We start from the raw sequence: 16,121 nt of genomic DNA on the forward strand, positions 1-16,121 counted from the left end.
GACAGTCAGCCATCGGGGGCAAGCCCCCTCCCACATTTTGATATTCACTGGGATTGAGAATGAGGGCTCAGGCCAGGCCGGACTCTACCAGCAGTGCCTCCAGCCCAAGCAAATCCGGCACCTTAGCCACATGTTCGCCCACCTGCACCGCCGCCAGTTCCAGCGGGCACAGCGGCACGTCCACATAACTCAACTCACTGTCGAGCTTGTACGACCGTGGAATCCCCTGGATCACCAGCGCAATAAACTTCAACGTCGGCCGCCCACCCAATGCATTCAACACCACGATGCGCGAGCGTTCGCCGATCACGCTCGCTTCGCCGCACACCGCTTCAAAGCTGATCAGCGGGATCTGCCGGTCGCGCCAGGTCACTTGCCGCAGGTACCACGGCGGTGCATCGCTGGCCGGTTCGCCGCGCTGGAAGTCGATCAGCTCGGCGATGGCGACGTTGGGCAGCACCAGGTGGCGATCGGCCAGGGGCAGCAGCAGGCCAGTGAGTTGGCTGGTGCGGTGGTCAAGCATGGGACTTGCTCCAGTAGGCGATGCTTTCGAGCAGCACCGATTCCTGGTACGGCTTGCCCAGATAGTCGTTGACGCCGATGGCCATGGCGCGGTCGCGGTGTTTCTGGCCGGTGCGCGAGGTGATCATGATGATCGGCAGGCGCATCAGCCGGGGGTCGTTGCGCACTTGGGTGGCGACTTCGAAGCCGTCCATGCGCGGCATTTCGATGTCGAGCAGCATCAGGTCCGGTGTATGTTCTTCCAGCACTGCCAGCGCGTCGATGCCGTCTTTCGCGGTGAGCACGTTCATGCCGTTGCGCTCCAGCAGGCGGCTGGTGACTTTGCGCACGGTAACCGAGTCGTCCACCACCAGCACCAGCAACGGGCGCTTTTTCAGCGGGTCGTTGAGGATCAGTGGCGCGTCGACCGGCTGGGCCGGCAGCGCGGGTTGCCGCGCACGGATATGCGCCAGCAGGTCAATGATCAGCACCACGCGACCATCGCCCAGGATTGTCGCGCCGGACAAGCCCTGCACACCGGCAAACTGCGGCCCCAGGCCCTTGACCACAATCTCCCGCGTGCCGGCCATGGCGTCCACATGGATGGCCACGTGCCGTTCATTGCACTGCACCAGCAGTACCGGCACCGGTTGATACTGGCCCAGCAGTTTGGGGCGGCTGACGGTGTGCAGCAGGTCGCCCAGGTAGAACAGTTCGTAACGCTGGCCGGCGTATTCATAATACGGCGGGTCTTGCTGGTAATGCCCGGCCAGTTCATGGGGCAGCACCCGCACCAGGCCCTCGATGGTGTTGAGCGGGATCGCGTATTGATCGTCCGCGCACTGCACCATGAGTGCACGGTTGACCGACACGGTGAACGGCAAACGAATGCGGAAATGCACACCCTCGCCCGGGGTCGAGTCAATGACCATCGAGCCGCCGAGCTGGCGAACCTCTTCATGCACCACGTCCATGCCCACGCCGCGCCCGGAAATCTGCGTGATCTTTTCGGCCGTGGAGAACCCCGGCTGCAGGATGAACTGCAACACGTCGCGATCGCTCATCTCTTGATGCGCCCCGAGCAGGCCACGCTTGATCGCCTTGCGTCGCACGGCTTCCAGCGGCACGCCGGCGCCGTCGTCGCGCATGTCGAAGACGATATCGCCGCCTTCGTGGGTCAGGTCCAGGGTGATGCGGCCTTTCTCCGGCTTGCCGGCCAGCAGTCGCGCATCGCGGGACTCCAGGCCGTGGTCGACGGCATTGCGCAACATATGTTCCAGGGGCGCCGCCATGCGTTCCAGCACATTGCGGTCCATCTCGCCTTCGGCGTTGCCGACGATGAATTCCACGTCCTTGCCCAACTCGCCCGCCACCTGCCGAACGATGCGCTTGAGGCGTGGCAGCATGCGTTCGAACGGCACCATGCGCGTGCGCATCAGGCCTTCCTGCAATTCGGTATTGATGCGTGCCTGTTGTTGCAACAGGCCATGGGCGTCCTCGTTGCGGCGTTCAAGGGTGTCCTTGAGGTCGAGCAGGTCGGAGGCCGATTCGGACAGCGCACGGGACAGTTGCTGCAACTGCGAATGGCGGTCCATCTCCAGCGGGTCGAATTCTTCGTAGCCCAGACGCTCGGCCTCGGCCTGCTGGCGGCTGAGGATGCGGCCCTGGGTTTCGGTGTCGAGACGACGCAGTTGGTCGCGCATGCGTGAGAGAGTGGTTTCCACTTCCGTGAGGACAATGCGTGCGTCGTTGACCTGCTGCTCGATACGGCCGCGGAAAATCGACGTTTCACCGGCCAGATTGACCAGATCATCCAGCAGCTCGGCGGAGATCTTCACCATGTCGGCAGCCGGGTCCACCACGGCCTCCGCCTTGCCTGCGGGCAACGCTACCGGCGTCACCGGCTCCTGGTTTGGGTGCACCAGGCTTTTGATGCGCTCGATGAGCTTGGCCACCGAGCCGACCGGCAAGCCGTCCGCCACGGCATCGATCATCTGCGCCAGGCGGTCGTGGCAGCCCTGCAGCAACGCGAACAGCTCAGGCGATGGCGCGAGCAAGCCGGCAGACAGGCCTTCGTAGAGGAATTCCAGTTCGTGAGCCAGGTCGCCAATGGGGGTGATCTCGACCATGCGCGCGCCGCCCTTGAGGGTGTGCAGGTCGCGCAACAGGGTTTCCACTTCCTGGCGGTTGCCGGGCTCGGCCTGCCAGCGCGACAGCGCCGCACTGGAACTGTCGAGAATGTCGGCCGCCTCTTCGAGGAAGATATCCAGCAATTCCGGGTCGGCGCCCGACGCTGCTGGCGCAGCGGCCGATGCGGCAGGCGCGTTGCCTTGGCGCAACGCCCGCACCTTGGCGATCAACTCGGCGTTGTCACTCAAGGGTTGGTGATGCTGGAGCTCTTCAAGCTGCAAGGCCAGATGCTCATGGCTGGCCATCAGCACCTGGGAGAGCTCGGTGGAGTAACTGTAGCGACGGTCCACCAACCCCTCGTACAGGCATTCCAACTCATGGGCCAGGTCGCCAATCGGGCCGATCTCGGCCATGCGTGCACCGCCCTTGAGGGTGTGCAGGTCGCGCTGCAACGACGACAAAGGCGCGGCGTTGTCAGGTTCCAGCAACCAGCGCTTGAGCGACTGGCCGGCGCTGTCGAGGATGTCCACGGCTTCTTCGAGAAAGATCTCGACGATCTCGTCGTCCATCGTGATTTCGTGATCCAACTGCTGGGTAGCGGCGCCCAGTTCGGCAATGCTCAGCACTTGACTGCCATCGCGTTTGATCAAGCCGGTGGCGGACGGGTCGAGGGCTTCATCGAGCAGCTCGCGCAAGGCCTCGACACGGGCCGGCGCCGGGCTGATTTCCTGGCCGGCGGCCAGTTGGTCGAGCATGCTGATCAGCGCTTCATGGGCCTGCTCGGCCTCGTGGAAAAACCGCTCGCTCACCGCCAGGCTGCTCTCCTCCACCGCGCCATAGAGGTCGAGAAGGGCTTCACAGAGTTCGTCGATGGCGTGCAGATCCGCAACATGCGCTCCCTCGCCCAGGGTGGTCAGTTCATCCAGCAGCGCAGTCAGCTCCTGGCGCTCGCCGGGGTGCTGCTGCCAGCGGCGCAGCAGGCTTTCGGCGTCAAGCAGGATGTCCATGCCTTGGGCCAGAAAGTTGGCGATCAGCTGCGGATCGCGCTTGATGCGCACGTCGAGCAGCGCTTCAAGCTGCTGATCCAACAGGCTTTGGGTGCGCTTGATCAGGCCCTCTGCACCGTTGATCGGCGCCAAGGGATCACTGTCCAGGTCGCGCAGCCCACGCTGGAACAGGCCTTCGGCTTCCAGCAGCAACTCCACTTCATCCAGGTCCAGCGGCAGGCGGTGGGCCTTGTACTCGCGGGTCAGGTGGTCCAGCGGGCGCGCCAGTTCGGCGATAGGCAGCACGCCGGCCATGTAGGCGCTGCCCTTGAGGGTGTGCAGGGCGCGTTGCAGCTCATCGCTGACTTGCAGCGGCACATGCTCGGCGGCCTGTTGCAGGAAGTGGTTGAGGCTGTCCAGGTGGCTCTGGGCCTCGTTGCGGAAGATCTCCAGCAACATCGGGTCATGGGCTTCGGCAGTCGCTACTTGTGTACCGCTGGCCAAGGCGTGCGCGCGGGCGGCCAGGGCGTCGACTTCATCACGTTGGCGCTGGTCGTCGATCGCAAAGTCAGCAATCAATTCCGGCAACAGGTCCACCACTTCATCCAGCACCTGTTGCACCTCGGGGCCGAGCACCACGCTGCGCTCCAGCACACGGTTGAGCAGGTTTTCCACGGCCCAGGCCAGCTCGGCCAAGACCAGGGCGCGCACCATGCGGCCGCTGCCCTTGAGGGTGTGGAAAGCGCGGCGCATTTCGCCCTGGGCGGTTTTGTCCGCGCTGTTGGGCAGATGACGGTGCAGCACCTCGAGGACTTCGTCGGTCTCTTCGAGGAAGACTTCGCGCAGTTCGTCGTCGATGGGCTCCTCGTCGGCGGGCGGCGGCAACAGGCTGCCGGGGCGTTGCAGGGCCGGCGGGTTGAGGCGCGACGTCGGACTGGCCAGGGCGTCGTACTGCGATTGGCTCGGCGCAAGCTCGGCCGGCAGTGTGCCATCCGGTGCAACCAACGCCTGGCGCCAGGGTTTCTCGACGGGCAGGTAACCCAGCGCCGCCAAGCCTTGAGTGGCCAACTCCAGCACGCGCTCACCTGCGGCATCGGGGTCCTGGAGCATGCGCTCGAGGTAATACTCCAGGCTGCTGATCACGTCGGCGAAATGCGCCAATTGCATCTCGGACGGTGGCGCATCGCTGCCCATCAACTGTTCGTCGACGTAATCCGTGCACCCGCGCATCAGGCTCGCCGCACGGGGCAAAGGGATCATCGCCAGGGCGCCACGCACCTGGCTCAGCAGCTCGGGCAGGGACTCCAGGCGCTGGCGGTCCCAGTCGGCTTCAATGCAGTCGATCACCAGTTCCTTGGCTTGCTTGAGGCACTGGCAGGATTCGCGGATCACCAATTGGTGGATCTGGGTCAGATCGGTGGTGGGCAGGCGGCTTTCTTCGCGGCTTTCCGGCTCGACGGTGCCGACCATGCCGGCCAGTGTGGCTTCGACGTAGAGCAAGGCGCCGGCGACGTCCATCAGCACGGCGTCGTTAGGCTCGCGCTGGCCTTGGGCCAGGCTCAGTACCACGGCGAGTTGATCGATGATGACCTTGCGCGGCTGGCCGAAACCCAGCACCGCCAGGGTGTCGGCGATCTGCCGCAGTGGTGCGAGCAGCGCATCCAGGTCGCTGGTGTGCTGGCGGTCGCTGCGTACGAACAAGTCGAGGCGCTCCTTGACCCGCACCAGCTCTTCGCACAACGCGCCCAGCACCGAGCCCATGGCGTTGCGGTCCGGCCCGGCCAGGCGCGCGCGCTCGGCGTCGACCACCGCGCTGTCGGGCAAGGCCTCATCCAGGCCGTAGCGTTCCTTGAGGCTTTGCATGCGCGGCGTCGGCCGAGTGACCTTGGCGACGTAAAACAACAGGCTTTTGAGCAGTTCATCCGGCGCTGCCTGATTGATCCCGACGATGCCCTGGGCCAGCAGGCGCTTGAGCTGTCTGTCGCTGGCCTTGAGCAGGCTGCGCAGCGCCGGACTGTTGGCGATCACGCCGGTGAGCATGCCTTCGACCAGCGCCGAGGTGACTTGCCACAATGGCAACAACGGCGCGCCCTGGCACAAGGCTTCGAGGCGCGCGAACACCCGCGCCATGTCTTCCAGGTTGCTGGGGCCATGGTCTTCGCGCAGCAACCCGGCCAAGGCCTGTTGCAGCAGTTGGTGCCACTGGCGCAGTTGTTCTTTCAGGTCGGGCACGGCACGTTGGGCCAGGGCCTCATCAGGCAGCGGCGCGATGCTCAGCAGTTGCGGACTGAACAGGCTGGTCTCCGACAGCAGGCTTTCACCACGCGCGCTGCGCAGGTCATTGAGCAATGGCAACACCACCAGCGGCAAGTCGCGGCGGGCGCTGTGCACACGGTCCAGGTACAGCGGCAATTGGTTGAGGGCCTGTTGCAGCAGGCGGATGCTTTCGTCGCGCTGGCTCACGCGGTCGGCTTGCAGGGCCTGCGCCAGCTCTTCGATTTCCTCGGCCAGCAGGGCTGCGCCATAGAACTCGACCATTTGCAGCGCGCCATGCACTTGATGGACACACGCCAGGCACTCGCCGATGGCATCGCCGTCTGAGGTTTCGACGTACGCATCGAGCGCCGAACGGGCCTGTTTCAGGGTTTCGGCAATGTCGCCCTTGACCCATTCGAGGGCCACGTAGTCGTGCCGATCAACCATAACTGCTCCGCTTGGAATTCATGGGTTGCTGGTGGTGCGAGATATCAAGACAGATAGAGATCACATGTGGGAGGGGGCTTGCCTCCGATGGCGGTGCATCAGTCAAAGATTGGGTGACTGACCCACTGCTATCGGGGGCAAGCCCCCTCCCACATGTGTACTGCATTTCAATCATCAGCCTGTTTAGCCGCTGGCAAGGTGAACCCCGACACCGACCGGCGCAGCTGGCTGGCCATTTTCGCCAGGTTGCCGATGCTTTCCGCGGTGGCCGTGGAGCCCGAAGAGGTCTGGGTGGTGATCTGCTGGATCACGTTCATGGTCAGGGAGATCTGCCCCGCCGAACTCGTCTGCTGCTGCGCCGCGTTGGAGATGCTCTGGATCAAAGCTGCGAGGGTTTTCGACACGCCTTCGATCTCTTCCAGCGCCACCCCGGCATCCTGGGCCAACCGTGCGCCGCGCACCACTTCGGTGGTGGTCTGCTCCATGGAAATGACCGCTTCGTTGGTGTCGGCCTGGATCGCCCGCACCAGGGTTTCAATCTGCCGCGTCGCCGCCGACGAACGCTCGGCCAGGCGTTGCACTTCATCGGCCACCACTGCAAAGCCGCGCCCGGCGTCCCCGGCCATGCTCGCCTGGATCGCTGCGTTGAGGGCGAGGATGTTGGTCTGCTCGGCAATATCGTCGATCAGGCTGACGATATCGCCAATTTCCTGGGACGACTCGCCCAGGCGCTTGATGCGCTTGGCGGTGTCCTGGATCTGTTCGCGAATGTTGTCCATGCCGTGGATGGTGTTGTGCACCACCTCGTTGCCCTTGTTGGCAATTTCCACCGAGCGCTCCGCCACCGCCGACGATTCGGCGGCGTTGGCTGACACCTGGTCGATGGACTGGGCCATCTGGTTGATCGCCGTGGACGCTTCGGCGATCTGCTGGGCCTGGTGCTCCGAGGCCTGGGCCAGGTGCATGGCAGTGGCCTGGGTGTCCTGCACCGCACCGGCGACTTGCCCGGCGGTGAGGTTGATGGTGGCAACCAGGTCGCGCAGCTGGTCGACGGAATAGTTGATGGAGTCGGCGATGGTGCCGGTGAAGTCTTCGGTCACCGAGGCCGTCACGGTGAGGTCGCCGTCGGCCAGGTCTTCGATTTCATCCAGCAGGCGCATGATCGCGTTCTGGTTGCGCTCGTTCTTCTCGGCGGTTTCATGCAGTTGGCGGTTGGTCTCGCGCACCATCACCAGGCCGATCAGGATGATCGAGGTCAGCGCCAGCAGACCCAGTACATAGCCGCCGATGGTGTCGAAACTGCGGCCACTGGCCAGGTTTTCGAAACCGGTGGCCAGGTGCGAGGCTTCATCGAGCAGGGTTTGTGACAGGTTGAAGATGTTGCTCGCCGAAGCGCGCACCTGGAACAGTTGCGGCGAGGTTTCGAGAATTTCATCCACCGAGCCGGAGACAAACTCGAACAGCTCGGCGATTTCCGCCAGCCGCGCGCGGGCATCGCGGTCTTCGACCTGGGTGATGCGCAGGCCGGGGTTGCCCTGGAGCATGCCGTTGAGCACCTGGCCGAAACGGTTGGCATCGCGGCCAAAGGCGTCGGCGGCCTGCACGGCGGTTTCGTCGCCGGCCAGTACGGTGTTCACCGCCCCCAGGATCCGCTCGGCCAGCAACGACTGGCGCTGGGCCAGGGCGACCTGGCTGGCCGGGGCACCGCGTTGCAGGAGGATGTCGACGACCTTTTCCGACTCCACCTGCAACTGCGGAACGGTTTCCGCCAGGGTCGCCGCGACCTGGTGCAAGGACAGCACGGTCTGCTCACTGGCGAGAATCGCGTCGGTGTTTTTCAGCAGCGCTTCCCAGTCGGTCTGCACCGCACGCATTTCGGCGCGTACCGCACTGGGCGCAGCCGGCAGGCCGGTTTCCGGATCACCTTTTTTCAGGTAGCCCCAGCGCTGGGCGAAGTCGTTGCGCGCATCGCCCAGCAACTTGAACGCAGCAGCCTTGCCGGCGGCGGCTTCGGTGGCGTTCTTGGCAATGCGCTGGGACAGCACGCGCAACTCACCGGCGTGGCCAATGTACTGCTTGTCATAGGTGGACTGGGTGTTGAGGTACGCAAAGTTGGCAAACAGCAACATGATGAACACGATCAGTGCAATGAACAGCACAATGATCTGGGAACGACTGCGCGACGCGGCCTGGGGTTTTGGCGGGGTAACGGTGGTCATGCGGCAACATCCATGAAGCCTGGAGCCTGGGCCAGGGCGAAGGGGCTGAAGACCTGCCACTGCGGGGGGCCCTCGAAACGTCCCTGGATAAACGGCGCGCCGGGGGCGGCACTCGCCAGCAGTGCGTCTTGTGCGAAATGCTGCATTCCCACCACCTCGTCCACCAGCAGCCCGACAAACAAATCGTTGAATTCCACCACCAGTACGCGCCGCTGTTTGCGTGCCTTGGACAGCTCAAGGCCGAGGAACCCGCCCAGATCCATCACCGGCAACAAGCGCCCACGCAGGTTAGCCACACCCTTGACCCAGGCCTTGACCCCGGGCATCAGCGTGCAGCGCGGTTCATGCAGGACTTCGGCAACTTCGCCCATGGGCGCCACGTACCAGTGCTGCCCCAGGCGAAAGCCGATCCCGCTCCAGCGTTGCAGGCGGGTTTCCTGGGACGGCAGGTCGGCGGCCAACAGGCGACAGCGGCGGTCGATGTCCAGCAGCAGCTCAAAGGCGGTTTGCGACTCGGTCATGATGGCGAACCGTCAGCCGGCCAGCACCTTGTTCAGGGTGGCGATCAGGGTTTCTTCATCCACCGGCTTGGTCAGGTAGTCCTTGGCGCCCTGGCGTGCGCCCCAGATCTTGTCGGTTTCCTGGTCCTTGGTGGTGATGATGATGATCGGGATGCCGTTGGTTTCCGGCTCCTTGGACAGCTGGCGGGTGGCCTGGAAGCCATTGAGGCCCGGCATCACGATGTCCATCAGGACGGCGTCGGGTTTTTCCTGGCGGGCCAGGGCCACGCCATCCGCACCGTTTTCAGCCTTGAGGACCTGGTGGCCGTGCTTTTCCAGCATGCCGGTCAGTTTGTACATTTCGGTCGGCGAATCGTCGACGATCAGAACACGTGCCATGGTTTTCCCCACTACATAGGTGGACGCCGGCCCTTGTGAGGCGGCGTCAGTGTGCTTGTTCTACTACGGCGAACCCTGGCACGTAGGCCTTGATCGCGCCCAGCAGTTCTTCCTTGCTGAAAGGCTTGGTCAAAAACTGATCGACACCCACGATGCGCCCCTTGGCCTTGTCGAACAAGCCGTCCTTGGACGACAGCATGATCACCGGGATCGACTTGAACGCCGGGTTGTTCTTCACCAGCGCGCAGGTCTGATAGCCATCCAGGCGCGGCATCATGATGTCGACAAAAATAATGTGCGGGTGATGATCCACAATCCGGGCCAGGGCATCGAAACCGTCGATGGCCGTGATGACATCGCACCCCGTGTTCTTCAACAAGGTCTCGGCGGTGCGGCGGATCGTCTTCGAATCGTCGATCACCATCACTCTCAAGGCGTTGGAATGCTGTTCCATATCTGCTCTGCCATCGCCACAGCGAATCGGTTTTCGGTGTGTACTGCCTGATGTTGCACAGGATGAGCGCCGCAAGCCTTGGAATTCAAGGGCTGCTGCGCCGTGGCAGTCTTTTTAGCACAGTCTCCGGGCGCAATCTATCGAGCAACCGGCCAGGTGGTTTTTCCTTGACCCACAACAGCCGCAGCGCCACTCTGACGCCACTTTTATGCGCCCTAATTTGCTAGAGGAAATCCCCCATGAGCGTTCGCGTCGGCATTGTCATGGACCCTATCGCCAGCATTTCCTATAAAAAGGACAGCTCGCTGGCCATGCTCCTGGCCGCCCAGGCCCGCGGCTGGACCTTGTTCTATATGGAGCAGCGCGATCTTTACCAGGGTGACGGCGAGGCCCGCGCACGCATGCGCCCGCTGCAGGTGTTTGCCAACCCTGAGAAGTGGTTCGAGCTGCAAGACGAAATCGACAGCCCGCTGAGCGACCTGGACGTGATCCTGATGCGCAAGGACCCGCCGTTCGACATGGAATTCGTCTACTCCACCTACCTGCTGGAGCAGGCCGAGCGCGCCGGCGTGCTGATCGTCAACAAGCCGCAGAGCCTGCGCGACTGCAACGAAAAGCTGTTCGCCACCCTGTTCCCACAGTGCACACCACCGACCGTGGTCAGCCGCCGCGCCGATGTGCTGCGCGAGTTCGCTGCCAAGCATGGCGATGTGATCCTCAAGCCGCTGGACGGCATGGGTGGCACCTCGATCTTCCGCCACCGCGCCGGCGACCCGAACCTGTCGGTGATCCTGGAAACCCTGACCGCCCTGGGCACCCAGCAGATCATGGGCCAGGCCTACCTGCCGGCGATCAAGGACGGCGACAAACGCATCCTGATGATTGACGGCGAGCCGGTGGACTACTGCCTGGCGCGCATCCCGGCCGCCGGCGAGACCCGTGGCAACCTGGCGGCCGGTGGTCGTGGCGAAGCCCGCCCTCTATCGGACAAGGACCGCTGGATTGCCGCCCAGGTTGGCCCGACCCTGCGCGAAAAAGGCCTGCTGTTCGTGGGACTGGACGTCATCGGCGAGAACCTCACCGAAATCAACGTTACCAGCCCCACCTGCATTCGCGAGATCGACAACGCATTTGGCACGAACATCGGCGAAATGTTGATGGCCGCCATTGAGCGCAAGCTGCAAGCCAAGTGATATAGAACAGCCGGACACGCACCAACATTGCGCTATCATGCCCCACCTGTGAAACGCGCGATGTTGGTTTTTTTGTCATGACACTCCCGTCCGAGCTACCCCCCGAACTCTCCCACAGCGGCGTGCGCCCGGCTGATCGGCTCGGATTTACCCTGTTCCTGGCAGCGTTGATTCACTTGGCCCTGATCCTCGGCGTGGGTTTCACCATGGTCGAACCCAAGCAAATCACCCAGACCCTGGAAATCACCCTCGCCACGTTCAAGAGCGAAAAGAAGCCCGAGAAGGCTGACTTTCTCGCCCAGGACAACCAGCAAGGCAGCGGCACCCTCGACAAGAAAGCCGTGCCGAAGACCACCGAAGTGGCGCCGTTCCAGGACAACAAGGTCAACAAAGTCACCCCACCACCGGCGCCCAAGCCGGAGGTCAAGCAGGCAGCGCCCAAGCCCGCCGTGACCACCATCGCACCCAAACCGCAGAAAGCCCCGGCCCAGCGCGAAAAAACCAAGACCGAACCCACGCCCGAGCCTGTAAAACCGGCACCGACTTTCGACAGTTCGACCCTGTCCGACGAAATTTCCAGCCTCGAAGCCGAACTGGCCAACGAACAGCAGCTGTACGCCAAGCGCCCGCGCATCTATCGGCTGAACGCCGCATCGACCATGCGCGACAAAGGCGCCTGGTACAAAGACGAGTGGCGCAAGAAGGTCGAGCGTATCGGTAACCTCAATTACCCGGAGGAAGCCCGACGCCAGCAGATTTACGGAAATTTGCGACTATTGGTGTCAATCAACCGCGACGGCACGCTCTATGAAGTGCAGGTGCTCGAGTCGTCCGGCCAGCCGTTGCTGGACCAGGCCGCCCAGCGCATCGTGCGCCTGGCCGCGCCCTTTGCGCCGTTCAGCGGCGATTTGAACGACGTCGACCGCCTGGAAATCATCCGCACCTGGAAGTTTGCCAAGGGCGATCGGCTGTCGAGCAATTGATGACAATTACCAGCTGTGGCACATCACCAGCTTGTCAGTTCGCCCCTCCACCGCCACACTATCGAACATGAAAAACGTCAGCCCGACCTACCTCAAGCATCAATTCCTGATCGCCATGCCCCATATGGCCGACCCGAACTTTGCGCAGACCTTGACCTACATCGTCGAGCACACGGCCAATGGTGCCATGGGGTTGGTGGTCAACCGCCCGCAAGAGCTGAACCTGGCGGATATCCTTGAGCAACTGCGCCCCGAGCTTGACCCGCCGGCCCGGTGCCAGGGCGTGCCGATTTACATCGGCGGGCCGGTGCAGACTGATCGTGGGTTTGTGCTGCACCCGACCGGGCCGAAGTTCCAGGCCACGGTCGATCTGGACGGCGTATCGCTGTCCACTTCCCAGGACGTGTTGTTCGCCATCGCCGACGGCGTGGGGCCTGAGCAAAGCGTGATCACCCTCGGTTACGCGGGGTGGGAAGCCGGCCAATTGGAAGCCGAACTGGCCAGCAATGCCTGGCTGACCTGCCCGTTCGACGCCGACATCCTGTTCAACACCGCCAGTGAACTGCGCCTGGACGCAGCTGCGGCGACGCTGGGGATCAACCTCAACCTGCTGACCAGCCAGGCGGGACACGCCTGATGGCTTTGCGTCTGATCCTCGGGTTTGACTACGGCACCAAACAGATCGGCGTAGCCGTAGGCCAGGTGATCACCGGCCAGGCCCGTGAGCTGTGCACCTTGAAAGCCCAGAACGGCGTGCCGGACTGGAACCAGGTTGAAGCCCTCATCAAAGAGTGGAAGCCCGACGCGGTCGTGGTCGGCCTGCCCCTGAACATGGACGGCACCCCCAGCGACATGTGCCTGCGTGCCGAAAAATTCGCCCGTCGCCTCAATGGCCGCTACAACCTGCCCTTCTATACCCACGACGAACGCCTCACCACCTTTGAAGCCAAAGGCGAGCGACGCGACCGTGGCGGGCAGAAAGGCAGCTACCGCGACAACCCGGTAGACGCCATCGCCGCCGCCCTGCTGTTGCAGGGTTGGCTGGATGAAAACACCGCTTTATTTGAATCCTGACAGACGCGGCTTGCCGCGTCTTTTTACGTTTGAGCCCGGACCTTGCCTGCGCCAAGGTCCTGAAGGAGCCTGCATGAGCCTGCCGAACCCCGCCGAACTGATCAGCCAGATGGCCACCAGCCTCACGGCCCATCTGCAACACCGCAACATCAGCGAGCCGCGCTTCATCGGTATTCGCACCGGCGGTGTGTGGGTGGCCCAGGCGTTGTTGGAAGCACTGGGCAGCGATTCGCCCCTGGGCACCCTGGACGTCTCCTTTTACCGCGACGATTTCAGCCAGAACGGCCTGCACCCACAAGTGCGTCCGTCGGCCCTGCCTTTCGAGATCGAAGGCCAGCACCTGGTGCTGATCGACGACGTGCTGATGAGCGGTCGCACCATCCGTGCCGCCATGAACGAACTGTTCGACTATGGCCGCCCGGCCAGCGTGACCCTGGTGTGCCTGCTGGACCTGGACGCCGGCGAATTGCCGATCAGCCCGGATGTGGTCGGCGCCACCCTGTCGCTAGAAGCCCATCAACGGGTAAAATTGCTCGGTCCCACGCCGCTCGTACTCGAACTGCAAGACCTCGCCCTTTAAACCGCCTTGTAAAGAGTCCCCGCGATGACGCCTCTAGATGCCAAGCGCCCGCTGCAGCTCAATGCTCAGGGCCAGTTGCGACACTTCTTGTCGCTCGACGGTTTGCCCCGCGAACTGCTCACCGAAATCCTCGACACCGCCGACTCGTTCCTCGAAGTCGGTGGCCGGGCGGTGAAGAAGGTCCCGCTGTTGCGCGGCAAAACCATCTGCAACGTGTTCTTCGAGAACTCCACCCGCACCCGCACCACCTTTGAACTGGCCGCCCAGCGGCTGTCGGCCGATGTGATCACCCTGAACGTGTCCACCTCGTCGGCAAGCAAGGGCGAGACCCTGCTCGACACCCTGCGCAACCTGGAAGCGATGGCCGCCGACATGTTCGTGGTACGCCACGGCGACTCCGGCGCCGCGCACTTCATCGCCGAACACGTGTGCCCGCAGGTGGCGATCATCAACGGCGGTGACGGCCGCCACGCCCACCCGACCCAGGGCATGCTCGACATGCTCACCATTCGTCGGCACAAAGGCAGCTTTGAGAATCTCTCGGTGGCCATCGTCGGCGACATCCTGCATTCGCGGGTCGCGCGCTCGAACATGCTGGCCCTCAAAGCCCTGGGTTGCCCGGATATCCGCGTGATTGCGCCGAAAACCCTGTTGCCCATCGGTATCGAACAGTACGGCGTGAAGGTCTACACCGACATGGCCGCAGGCCTCAAGGACGTGGACGTGGTGATCATGCTGCGCCTGCAACGCGAGCGCATGGCCGGTGGCCTGCTACCGAGCGAAGGCGAGTTCTACCGCTTGTTCGGCCTGACCACCGCACGCCTGGCCGGCGCCAAGCCGGATGCCATCGTGATGCACCCGGGCCCGATCAACCGTGGCGTGGAGATTGAGTCGGCGGTGGCCGACGGTCCGCAGTCGGTGATCCTCAACCAGGTGACCTACGGCATCGCCGTACGCATGGCCGTGCTGTCCATGGCCATGAGCGGGCAAACCGCGCAACGTCAATTCGAGCAGGAGAACGCCCAGTGAAGCTCAGCATCCTCGGCGCCCGCGTCATCGATCCGGCCAGTGGCCTGGATCAAGTTACCGATCTGCATCTGGACGCCGGCAAGCTCATCGCCATTGGCGCCGCGCCCGCAGGCTTCAGCGCCAGCGAGACGATCGAGGCCAAAGGCCTTGTGGCCGCGCCTGGCCTGGTTGACCTGAACGTCGCCCTGCGCGAGCCGGGCTACAGCCGCAAGGGCAATATCACCAGCGAAACCCGCGCTGCCGCAGCCGGTGGGGTAACCAGCCTGTGCTGCCCACCGCACACCAGGCCGGTGCTGGACACCTCGGCCGTGACCGAGCTGATCCTCGACCGCGCCCGTGAAGCCGGCAACTGCAAAGTGTTCCCTATCGGCGCCTTGAGCAAAGGCCTGGAAGGCGAACAACTCGCCGAACTGATCGCACTGCGCGACGCCGGTTGCGTGGCCTTCGGCAACGGCCTGGATAGCTTTCGCAGTACCCGCACGCTGTTACGTGCCCTGGAATACGCGGCGACTTTCGACCTTACCGTGATCTTCCATTCCCAGGACCGTGACCTGGCCGAAGGCGGCCTGGCCCATGAAGGCGCCGTGGCCAGCTTCCTCGGCCTGCCGGGCATCCCGGAAACCGCCGAGACCGTGGCCCTGGCCCGTGACCTGCTGCTGGTGGAACAAAGCGGCGTGCGTGCGCACTTCAGCCAGTTGACCAGTGCGCGGGGCGTGGCCCTGATCGCCCAGGCCCAGGCCCGTGGCTTGCCGGTGACAGCGGATGTGGCGCTTTATCAGCTGATCCTGACGGACGAAGCGCTGATCGACTTCTCCAGCCTGTACCACGTGCAACCGCCACTGCGTACCCTGGCTGACCGCGACGGTTTGCGCGCAGCAGTGAAGTCCGGTGTGGTCTCGGCGATTTCCAGCCATCACCAGCCCCATGAGAGGGATGCCAAGCTGGCACCGTTTGGCGCGACAGAGCCGGGCATCAGCAGTGTCGAACTGTTGCTGCCTCTGGCGATGACGTTGGTAGAGGATGGGTTGCTGGACTTGCCGACATTGTTGGCACGCCTGAGCAGCGGCCCGGCCGAGGCCTTGCGCCTGCCAGCGGGCAAGTTGGCGGTGGGTTCGGCGGCGGACCTGGTGCTTTTTGATCCGGCCAGTTCCACGATTGCGGGGGAGCAATGGCTATCCAAAGGTGAAAACTGCCCGTTCATCGGCCATAGCCTGCCGGCGACGGTGCGTTACACCCTGGTGGATGGCCGCATCAGCTACCCGGCCTGAAAAATTCCACCTCTAATGTGGGCATGATCAATGTGGGAGGGGGCTTGCCCCCGATTGCAGTGGGTCAGCTACAGATAAGCTGACTGATCCACCGCTATCGGG

Annotated in this window: 13 protein-coding genes; 7 read left to right on the plus strand and 6 right to left on the minus strand. The window is 63.5% G+C overall.

All coding sequences use genetic code 11. From position 1 onward, the window contains the following. Nucleotides 1–67 precede the first annotated feature (67 nt). From LUU92_RS27055 to pilG, 6 genes are all read right to left on the minus strand, one after another. Nucleotides 68–523 (minus strand): chemotaxis protein CheW, encoded by a 456-nt coding sequence (locus LUU92_RS27055; protein ID WP_257102887.1) that lies wholly within the window; start codon nt 521–523, stop codon nt 68–70. Further along, the gene (locus tag LUU92_RS27060; RefSeq protein WP_257102888.1) at nt 516–6,320 is read right to left on the minus strand and encodes an Hpt domain-containing protein; all 5,805 of its coding nucleotides are present in this window, start codon (nt 6,318–6,320) and stop codon (nt 516–518) included. The genes LUU92_RS27055 and LUU92_RS27060 overlap by 8 nt, the downstream gene beginning before the upstream one ends. Nucleotides 6,321–6,487: 167 nt before the next feature. Then, nucleotides 6,488–8,539 carry a methyl-accepting chemotaxis protein gene (locus LUU92_RS27065; protein ID WP_071490363.1) on the minus strand — a complete coding sequence of 684 codons (2,052 nt, stop codon included), beginning with the start codon at nt 8,537–8,539 and terminating at the stop codon, nt 6,488–6,490. Then, a complete protein-coding gene (locus tag LUU92_RS27070; RefSeq protein ID WP_257102889.1) occupies nt 8,536–9,060 on the minus strand; it encodes a chemotaxis protein CheW in 525 nt (174 codons plus the stop codon). The genes LUU92_RS27065 and LUU92_RS27070 overlap by 4 nt, the downstream gene beginning before the upstream one ends. A 12-nt stretch (nt 9,061–9,072) precedes the next feature. Further along, entirely contained in the window at nt 9,073–9,438 is a 366-nt protein-coding gene (gene pilH / locus LUU92_RS27075) for a twitching motility response regulator PilH (RefSeq protein ID WP_014720320.1), read from the minus strand. Between the two features lie 46 nt (nt 9,439–9,484). Further along, complete coding sequence (gene pilG, locus LUU92_RS27080) at nt 9,485–9,892, minus strand: twitching motility response regulator PilG (protein ID WP_071490365.1); 408 nt, start codon at nt 9,890–9,892, stop codon at nt 9,485–9,487. A 239-nt stretch (nt 9,893–10,131) separates the two neighbouring features. On the opposite strand from pilG, the gene gshB reads away from it, so the two are divergent. The 7 genes from gshB (at nt 10,132) to LUU92_RS27115 (ending at nt 16,019) form a co-directional block, all read left to right on the plus strand. Continuing rightward, nucleotides 10,132–11,085 (plus strand): glutathione synthase, encoded by a 954-nt coding sequence (gshB, locus tag LUU92_RS27085; RefSeq protein ID WP_028618297.1) that lies wholly within the window; start codon nt 10,132–10,134, stop codon nt 11,083–11,085. Between the two features lie 77 nt (nt 11,086–11,162). Next, on the plus strand, nt 11,163–12,068 hold the full coding sequence (locus LUU92_RS27090) for an energy transducer TonB (RefSeq protein ID WP_058426564.1): 906 nt from the start codon (nt 11,163–11,165) through the stop codon (nt 12,066–12,068). Between the two features lie 67 nt (nt 12,069–12,135). Further along, on the plus strand, nt 12,136–12,705 hold the full coding sequence (locus tag LUU92_RS27095; RefSeq protein WP_222540585.1) for a YqgE/AlgH family protein: 570 nt from the start codon (nt 12,136–12,138) through the stop codon (nt 12,703–12,705). Next, nucleotides 12,705–13,142: a Holliday junction resolvase RuvX gene (ruvX, locus tag LUU92_RS27100; RefSeq protein ID WP_003195067.1), complete on the plus strand. Its 438-nt coding sequence runs from the start codon at nt 12,705–12,707 to the stop codon at nt 13,140–13,142. Before LUU92_RS27095 ends, ruvX begins: the two co-directional genes overlap by 1 nt. 73 nt (nt 13,143–13,215) lie before the next feature. Next, complete coding sequence (pyrR, locus tag LUU92_RS27105; RefSeq protein WP_058426562.1) at nt 13,216–13,722, plus strand: bifunctional pyr operon transcriptional regulator/uracil phosphoribosyltransferase PyrR; 507 nt, start codon at nt 13,216–13,218, stop codon at nt 13,720–13,722. A gap of 24 nt (nt 13,723–13,746) precedes the next feature. Next, complete coding sequence (locus LUU92_RS27110) at nt 13,747–14,751, plus strand: aspartate carbamoyltransferase catalytic subunit (protein WP_058426561.1); 1,005 nt, start codon at nt 13,747–13,749, stop codon at nt 14,749–14,751. Further along, nucleotides 14,748–16,019 carry a dihydroorotase gene (locus LUU92_RS27115; protein ID WP_257102890.1) on the plus strand — a complete coding sequence of 424 codons (1,272 nt, stop codon included), beginning with the start codon at nt 14,748–14,750 and terminating at the stop codon, nt 16,017–16,019. Before LUU92_RS27110 ends, LUU92_RS27115 begins: the two co-directional genes overlap by 4 nt. The last annotated feature ends 102 nt before the right edge of the window (nt 16,020–16,121 follow it).

Source organism: Pseudomonas extremorientalis, assembly GCF_024584605.1.
In the GTDB taxonomy this organism is placed as follows: domain Bacteria; phylum Pseudomonadota; class Gammaproteobacteria; order Pseudomonadales; family Pseudomonadaceae; genus Aquipseudomonas; species Aquipseudomonas extremorientalis.